Source organism: Massilia sp. DWR3-1-1, from assembly GCF_049898325.1.
Classification (GTDB): Bacteria; Pseudomonadota; Gammaproteobacteria; order Burkholderiales; family Burkholderiaceae_D; genus JAFCUW01.
The window spans coordinates 18,501-27,034 of sequence record NZ_JAFCXL010000037.1 but is presented as its reverse complement, the minus strand read 5'-3'; the positions used below and the strand labels follow the sequence as shown (position 1 = coordinate 27,034).

Annotated in this window: 6 protein-coding genes; 4 read left to right on the top strand and 2 right to left on the bottom strand. The window is 58.7% G+C overall.

Annotation, left to right across the window (positions count from 1 at the left end; translation table 11 throughout):
- Positions 1–345: 345 nt before the first annotated feature.
- Positions 346–759 (top strand): BLUF domain-containing protein, encoded by a 414-nt coding sequence (locus ACP7EY_RS22980; RefSeq protein ID WP_426197593.1) that lies wholly within the window; start codon positions 346–348, stop codon positions 757–759.
- Between the two features lie 900 nt (positions 760–1,659).
- Here ACP7EY_RS22980 and ACP7EY_RS22975 read toward each other — a convergent pair.
- Entirely contained in the window at positions 1,660–2,904 is a 1,245-nt protein-coding gene (locus tag ACP7EY_RS22975; RefSeq protein WP_426107739.1) for an AMP-binding protein, read from the bottom strand.
- A gap of 244 nt (positions 2,905–3,148) precedes the next feature.
- Complete coding sequence (locus ACP7EY_RS22970; RefSeq protein WP_426197592.1) at positions 3,149–4,714, bottom strand: HAL/PAL/TAL family ammonia-lyase; 1,566 nt, start codon at positions 4,712–4,714, stop codon at positions 3,149–3,151.
- Between the two features lie 196 nt (positions 4,715–4,910).
- On the opposite strand from ACP7EY_RS22970, the gene ACP7EY_RS22965 reads away from it, so the two are divergent.
- From ACP7EY_RS22965 to ACP7EY_RS22955, 3 genes are read left to right on the top strand one after another with little or no spacing between them, the layout of a single operon-like run.
- A complete protein-coding gene (locus ACP7EY_RS22965) occupies positions 4,911–5,300 on the top strand; it encodes a phosphonate transporter (protein WP_099793958.1) in 390 nt (129 codons plus the stop codon).
- Positions 5,297–6,664 (top strand): sensor domain-containing diguanylate cyclase, encoded by a 1,368-nt coding sequence (locus tag ACP7EY_RS22960; protein ID WP_229414148.1) that lies wholly within the window; start codon positions 5,297–5,299, stop codon positions 6,662–6,664. Before ACP7EY_RS22965 ends, ACP7EY_RS22960 begins: the two co-directional genes overlap by 4 nt.
- Positions 6,654–8,435 carry a putative bifunctional diguanylate cyclase/phosphodiesterase gene (locus ACP7EY_RS22955; protein WP_426197591.1) on the top strand — a complete coding sequence of 594 codons (1,782 nt, stop codon included), beginning with the start codon at positions 6,654–6,656 and terminating at the stop codon, positions 8,433–8,435. The genes ACP7EY_RS22960 and ACP7EY_RS22955 overlap by 11 nt, the downstream gene beginning before the upstream one ends.
- Positions 8,436–8,534 lie beyond the last annotated feature (99 nt).

Genomic DNA, 8,534 nt, shown 5'->3' with positions numbered 1-8,534 from the left:
CTTAACAAGATGTGTCAGGAAAGACTCTATGACCGTTAAAGGCATATGTCAAGTAATTGCGAGATCAACCCTATCCTGACGGCCTGCGTTGTGGTCGTCTGACATCAGGTTAGGGTATACCCAATACTGACGAAGTTTGTTCTCGATGCTGTAGGGAGGATGGGTACAGAGCAGAAATTATGTCAAATCGCGAAGATGAGCAAGAGCTTAGGGGAATAACGCGTTCAACACATTGAATGCGATCTAAATAGAGGTTGTTTATTTCCAACAAGAACCTTTTATTTTAGAAACTTTTTCGGCGTCGGGTTATGATTGCTTGGTTGCCCAACAAAAGGAATCCTTATAATGTCACTTAATCAACTTGTCTATATCAGTCAGGCCGTACGCAAGATGTCACCGGCCGATCTAACTTCGATCCAGGAAACCGCGAAGAAAAATAATGCCCCGCGGGATGTAACGGGAAGTTTGTTTTACAACGGTGGTTGGTTCTTGCAAGTGCTAGAGGGTTCACCGTCAACACTAGACGAGCTTTATAAAAAAATAGAGCTTGATCCTAGGCACAAGAATTCCCGTGTACTGTATAACGAGCCTGCAAAATTCCGGACTTTTCCACGCTGGAGCATGAACATGACCAACCTGAACGACCGTCAAGCTGACAAATATGATGAACTTGTTGAGGTACTGGAAGCTGCTCAGGCGAATCGCCGAATCGGGTCGGTAGCCCCGGCAGTTGCATTATTGAAAATATTCGCCAGCTGAGTTTTAGGTGCTGTCAAATTGCTGAACTGTGAGGGCGAGTGGCAGAGATCCACGCGAAATCGCCGCAGACCGGGTGCGGTATCCCGAATCAAGGAGACATGCCCGTATGGGGATCAGGACCGAAGCTGCCTTCACTAGCGATTCCCTGCGAAGCACGCGCAAGCTACATGCCTTTTCTTGCCTTCGGCTGGCCGCCTCCAGTCGTGTACCGTTCCGTGGCGTCTCCCTTGTGAAGGTGCCATACTGATCAGTATCGAATCCAGTAACAAGTTCGATGGAGCAACCCAGGCCGGGCTCAAGCACAGGTGCGATCACACGTTCCTTTTCATGCTGGGTCAGCAGGGCCACCCGACTTCCTTTGTATTAGGGGATGTAAGCCGGAACCCCCGATTTTTCCGTCACCGTCCTTTTTGCCAATTTTTGCCCATCGCAAAACACCTGTTTTCCGACCGGCCGCTTTCGGCCAGAAGCCGCCATTCAGGATCGCCTTCGTGAGTCGATTGGCCAGCATTGGCTAGCTACGTATAGTGATATCGAAATGGACCTCACCGTTGCTGGGGGTTTAAGATTTGCCGCATAAGATGTTACATCGAAGACTCGGCGATAATTGTTTTTGTGGAAACTCGCGCAGCGAGTCGACCAAAACAGAAATCGCGGGCTCCCTGAAGGACCAGTTCGGACAAGCGCGGCCGACATCCGCATCGGGTGTAGGTAGCAGCCATCCGGGTGCAGATCAGTGTCGGCCGCAACCAGCCGGCGGCGAATCTTGGCAATCCCGTCGATGGATGCTGTGACAGTGCAGAGTGAAGAGACATCCCAAGCGATCTTAAAATTGCAGCAAACAGATGTAGTTTAGTAGGAGCATAACGATTTCGTTGAAATTGTACGCACCGCTTGCCGTCAGGTAGCGGCCTCGATGATCCAATCTGCTAATTTCCCATTGGCCTGCCTTGGCAATTGGCGTCCGAAAGAAAACGCCATTGGCCGGGAGGCACTATCAAGGTGCGCGCGACCCCAGGCAACAAGTTGCGCTTCGAGCTGCTCGCGATGGTGTTGCGGGTCCAGGGGCACGATAAATGCCTTAAGCCGGCTGCCCTCATCAGCACGCATCAGGCGAACAGAAACGTCCAGCACTGCAGGGTTTTCGCGCAACACGGCTGCAACCCGAGCCGGGAATACATTGATCCCACCTACCTGCACGGCCTGATCGATTCGGCCTGCGGGTCGAAAGCTGTGTTCATCGACCCACTCCAACTCATCCTGCATTGCGTAACGGGCACACGCGCCGTCCGGGAGCGTGCGCTCGAGCATCCCCGCGTTGCCATCGACCCGCCGCCAGTAGGGGAAACGCAGATACGGCGACGTCGCCGACGCGCGCCACCCCACACCGCCGGTCTCGGAACTGCCATACACCTGAACCAGTTTGTCCAAACCTGCCACTTCCAGCGCCCGCGCCAACTCATCCGGACAAGCGGCGCTCGACGTCACGCCGATCACCCCGCCTGCGATTGTCGGCTGCAGGCGAAGGAACGCGCGCCAGAATTCCGGATGCCCCACGACCAAGTCGCCGTCGCGCAATTCGCGTGCCAGGCGGGCCGGAGAGCTGCCTCGCAAATCGATCACTTCAAGGTCGCCCACACCGGGTGCCTGGGGTAACAGCACCGTAAAGAGGAATCCGTAGATATGATGACGGGGGACGGCGCTGAGGATGCGCCGACGGCCCGGCAGCAACGGCACCAGTTCGGCTACTTCTTGCCACAGCGTCGACGTGGGATGCGTGCAAGCTTTCGGCACGCCCGCGCTGCCCGACGTGCGGAACGTGAGTTCGCAAGAAAATTGGCGCAGGCTCTGGCGGGCAATCGCTACCCAGTCTTGAATTTCCAGTCGCCCCAACAAGTAGTCGTCAATTCCCGAACGGTGCAAATGCAGCGACTCGGAGAATGCGGTCGCGAGCGCGAGCAACTCCAGCGAATCGACAGCGAGATCGCGCCCAATGTGGAGCGACTCAGCCCAAGGCAATGGCGTGTCAATGCGGCTGCGCCGCATCATCGACAGCTCCCCGTCTATCAGGTCGCAAACGAAATGCAGCAGGTGCTGATCATGCTCCCACCAGGCGGGATTCACCGGCCGTTCAAGTGTCATCATGCTTTCGATTGATCAGTTGCGCTTCACAACGGTCCCGCACGAGGCTGCGCTGATGGCGCCCCTCAGGTGGGAGATAGCCGTTTTGCCGACGGCCGGAGCGTGTCAAACTATTCTCCAAATTTACCACAGACGCAGCCTGCACTAAAGAGCAGACTGCGGCTCAACTATTGCCAATTTACTAGCAATGAACACTACGTCAGAATATCTTCATTCAAACTATTCGCTTATGACAAGTTTGACGCGCTTAGCCGTAGAGGCACCATGCCTTGTCGCGAATTCGCTTGAGCAGCAAGTGCAAGTCGGTATCGAGACGCCGGTCTTCCAGGATTGGCGCCACGTCGTTAGCGAGCGCGGCCATCATGGTTGCAAGCGGTGCCGACAGCATCAGCGCTGGATTCGACTCGCAGCGCAGTCGCACAGCTTGCTGAACGGCGACCAGCAAGGCTGCTCCCACCTGCTCGGTCAGCTCGATCACACGCAGGCAGTCGCGGGCCGCGATGGTGCCCATGCTGACCTTGTCCTGGTTGTGGCACTCGGTCGAGCGCGAGAAAGCCGACGCAGGCATGGTGAGCTTGAGCGCCTCTGCGGTCCAGGCCGAACAGCTGATCTGTAAAGCCTTTAATCCATGATTGATCGCCCTGCGTTCACCCGTCGCGCCGGACAGGTTCGATGGCAGGCCGTTGTTGTAGCGCGTATCGACCAGCAGCGCGATCTGCCGGTCCATTAAATCGGCGAGGTTGGCGACGGTGTTTTTCAACGTATCCATTGCAAGGGCAATATGGCCGCCATAAAAATGACCGCCGTGCAGCACGCGCTCACCGTCTGCGTTGACGATGGGATCGTCGTTGGCGCTGTTGAGTTCATTCTCGATTAATTGGCGAAAGAACGGCAAGCTGTCCTCCAACACCCCGATAACGTGCGGCGCGCAGCGGATCGAATAGCGGTCTTGCAGGCGCGCGCCGTTGCGCTCACGCTCAGTAAACGGTAGGTCGCCCCGGATGCGCGCAGCTACCCGCTGCAAGCCCGGATGCGGTTTGACCGAAAACAGGATGTCATCAAAATGGTGGGCGTTGCCGTCGAGGGCGACCGACGCCATCGCTGTAATCCGCGTCACCAGTTGGCCCAGGTAATCGGCACTTCCGTAGGCGAGCACGGCAAGTCCGGTCATCACGGCAGTGCCGTTCATGATCGCCAGCGCTTCTTTCGGGCGCAGGCGCAGCGGTTCAATGCCGGCGTCGCGCAAGGCCTGAGCGGCGGTAACCGTTTCGCCATCGCGCCAGGCCTCTCGTTCGCCGCACAGCACCGCAGCGAGGTAGGATAAAGGCGTCAGGTCGCCGCTGGCCCCGACCGAACCTTCTGCGGGGATCAGCGGCAAGATCCCGGCGTCTAGCAGCCGGACAATCTGTTCGAGCAGCTCGATGGAGACACCGGAATAACCCTTGCACAGCGACGTCAGGCGCGTTGCCATGACCGCGCGGGTTTGCGCCGGAGTCAAGAACGCTCCCAGGCCGCAGCCGTGATAAGTGTATAGTTGGCGGGGCAATTCGGCCACCAGCGCCGTCGGCACGGGGACGTTGCATGAGTCGCCGTAGCCGGTCGTGACCCCATAAATTACGCCTTCCTCCTTCAGCAGGCGATCGAGAAATGCCGGGCCGCGCCGGATTGCGTCGCGAAAATCCGGGTCGGAGGAAAGAATGGCGCGGGCGCGGCCATCGGCGACGACGGCGATATCCTCGATTCTGAGGCGGTTTCGGTCAAAATAGACGGTGCGCCCAGTCAAGGCGGACGTCGTTGTGTGAGGCTTGAGCATGAGGTCAACATAACAGAGTGGCGTCGGCAGTGGGGCTGTACAAAAATTATTCGTCGATCTGCACACTCGCCATCGACAAACATTGACCGGGCCGCTCAAATATGGGAGCATAATTTCCAGGCGGCAACAATGTATTGTACAACGCTGTCAAGCATGTAGCGTTAGATGCTGGTTCCGTTTTCCAGGAGTATTCTCAATGATAGACGTAATTCCCACATTTAATCAGTCCGACCTCGAGTCGCGTCTGGCCGCGCTCGATGCGCAAGGGCTCGACGCGCTCGATTTTGGCGTAATCGGTTTCGACAATGAGACCGTGGTTCGGCGCTACAATGAATTCGAGTCGAAAGCGGCCGGGCTGTCGCCCCATCGCGTGCTTGGGCAACTCTTGTTCACTGTCGTTGCTCCGTGCATGAATAACTTCCTCGTAGCGCAGCGCTTCGAAGACGCTCTCGAATCAGGTGCAGTGCTTGATGCGACGATCGACTATGTGCTCACTTTTCGCATGCGTCCCATTAAAGTTGCGCTGCGCCTGCTCGCAGCGCCAGGGGCTGCGACCCGCTACGTCCTGGTCAATCGTACATCGTGACTGATCAACCTTCGCCTGAAATCGGCGACGAACTCGAAGCGCTGATGCAGTTTCTGTATCTCGCGCCTGTCGGCCTGGTACAAACGGCGCTCGACGGCACAATCTGCATGATCAATCCAGTGTCAGCGCAGTTGCTGATGCCGCTCTCCCGAGACGGCAATCTGACCAATCTGTTTGCTGCCCTGGAAGGGGTGGCGCCCGCACTACGTCATTTGTGCGCCGATTTCCTCCCATCGCAAGGCGTGGTCTGTGATGGTATGTACATTCCCCTCAGCGCCGACAAGGGCCGTAAGTCAACAAGCAAGGTTCTTTCGCTGACCGTCGTCAAGCTTGGCGATACACGGTTGATGGCGGTACTGAGCGACGTCACTGTGCAGGTACGGCGCGAACGCGAACTCAAACAGACCGATGCCTGGCTTAACTCCATCCTCACCAACATCACCGATTACGCCATGTTCCGCCTCGACGGCCTTGGCCGGATCGCGGTGTGGAACGAAAGTATCGGGAGAATGATGGGATACGCGCCCGAGGCGCTGGTCGGCCAGCCTTACTCCATTTTCTCCCCCCCTGAGGCAACCACGCCGGAACATCTGTTGGACCAATTGCGTGAAGCGGACGAGAATGGCTGGAGCCTGAGCGAAGGCTTCCGCCTGCGCGCCGATGGCAGTCAATTCTGGGGCAGCGCCATGATCTCGCCTTTGCCGGATCAGGGGCCATCACCGGGCGACCACGGCGAACGCGAGGGCCTCGCCCCCGCCTACTGCTTGATCATCCGCGACATCAGCGACAAGCGGGACGCGAACGAGCGGCAGCGCAAGGCGACCTATTGCGACTACCTGACCGGTCTTGCGAACCGTCGTGCGTTCTTTGAAGCGGCTGAACTGGAGCTTGAGCGCAGGAAGCTGTCGACGCGGCCTACCGCGATGATCCTGTTCGACGCCGATCATTTTAAGGCCGTCAACAACCGTTTCGGCCACCCGGCCGGCGATGCCGTTCTGTGCCACCTGGCAGCGGCTTTGAGCGCGACATTCAGGGAGGTCGATGTTGTTGCGCGCGTGGGCGGCGAGGAGTTCGCGGTATTGCTGCCGTCGACCGATCTTGCCGGCGCAGCGGCGGTGGCTAACCGCCTGCGCACGCTCGTGGAAACGACAGCAGTCATGGTCGACGGCGAGCCGATACGCTACACGGTGAGTGCAGGGGTGGCGGCAATGGATTACAGCTTGACCGGGCTGGACGGCTTGATGAGGCGGGCCGACCAGGCGCTGTACGCTGCCAAGGCACGCGGACGCAATCGGGTCGATTGCTGGACGCCCGATCGCCCGACGTATAAGGATCATCTCAGCGGGGCCATCAGTGCAGCCTGATACAGTCGATGCGTACGAGTCGCTGATCCAGTTCCTGTATCGGGCTCCCATCGGACTGGTGCAGATCAGCGCTGATGGGGCCATCGAGCTACTCAACCCGATGTCCGCCAGCTTGCTGATGCCGCTGGCCAAAGATGGCGGGCTGGAGAACCTGTTTCACGTGCTGGCGACAGTCTCACCACAACTATCCTCGATGGCAGCCGACTTCGCCGCGCCTAGCGGCGTCGTCTGTGAATCCTTGCGCATCGACCTGAGCGCCGCCGGCGGCACCGACGCGGGACCGCAGTTTCTGTCGATCAGCCTGTTGAAGCTCGATGCTAACCGGCTCATGGCGGTGCTGGGGGATGCCACGTCCGAAATGCAAAGGGAACAAGCGACTTTGACGCGGCGCCTGAACAGCGCCGCGCGTATGGATGGCTTAACGAAGATGCCGAACCGCCGGGCTGTTCAGGAACAGGTCGAGCTCATGCTGGCGCGCTCAATTGCATCCGTGCACGGCGATTTTGCCGTGCTGTTCATCAATGTCGACCGCTTCAAGCAGATCAACGACACGATGGGCAATGCGGCAGGCGATCAGGTGCTCACTACCATGGCCGAACGCCTGCAAGCGGCCTTGCGGCCATCCTCGAACCGCATCGGGCTCGTTGGCGGACCGAGCCAAATGGCGGCGCGCATCGGCGGCGACGAATTCGTGGTCGTACTCGACGGCATGCGTCGGGCCGAAGACGTGGAAGCTATCGCGCTGCGCCTGTTGGAAGCGCTCGGCAAGCCCTTCCGGATGTCCGGCCATGAACTCAGTTGCAGCGTCAGCATCGGCGTCATTCTGGGCGCCGGGGCTGCCGGCGACGCCGATTCAGTCTTGCGCGATGCGAGCATCGCCATGGCGGAAGCCAAACGGGAAGGTGGCCGACGTTACGTCCTGTTCGAGACGTCAATGCGCGAGCGAGCCGCCCGCCGTGGAGATATTGAAGGCGACTTGCGCCGGGCACTGAACGAGGGCGAGCTGTTCGTCCTGTATCAACCGGTTGTCGGGTTCCTCGAAGGGGGCGGCAGCGACCATTCAGCTGGCGTCGAAGCGCTGGTACGCTGGCAGCACCCGACACGTGGTGTCGTCCCTCCGCTGGAATTTATCGAAGTGGCGGAGGAGTGTGGTCTGATCGGTGCGCTGGGCGATTACGTTCTGTCGAAAGCTTGCCGCGATTTCGTTCAGTGGCAAGAGGAACTTGGTGACGGCGCCCCGCGCCTGTTGGCGGTGAACTTGTCCCGCGCTCAGCTCGCGCAACCGGGATGGACCGATATTGTCATCGAAATTCTGCGTTCCAGTGGCATGCATGCTCAACATCTGCAGCTGGAAGTCACCGAAACCCTGGCGGCGCAAGATCGGCAGGTGCAGCAACGTCTGCACGAGTTGAAGGCGCTGGGCATCAAGCTGGCGCTCGATGATTTCGGCACTGGTTACTCCTCGTTAGCGAGCTTACATCTGCTGCCCGTCGACACGGTGAAAATCGACCGCTCATTCGTCTGCCAGGGCGACACCAGCGATCATCACCGGGTACTCATCGAGGCGACGGTCAAGGTGGCGCGCAGCCTTGGCATGGACACGGTTGCAGAGGGCATCGAAACGGCAGCGCAAGCCGGCGTGGTGCGTGAACTCAGATGCGACAAGGGCCAGGGATATTTATTCAGCAGGCCGTTGGCGGCTAGTGCGCTGCCCCATTGGCTGGCCGCACAGTCGACTACCCAAATAACGTTGGTGCCGCCGCCTGATTGACCGAGGCGGCCGAAATTCGTTGACCTAGGCGAATTCGCGCAAGCTCAGGCCGGAACGTGTCAATGAATTTGAAACACCTGAGTTAGGTTTCGAGAGTCC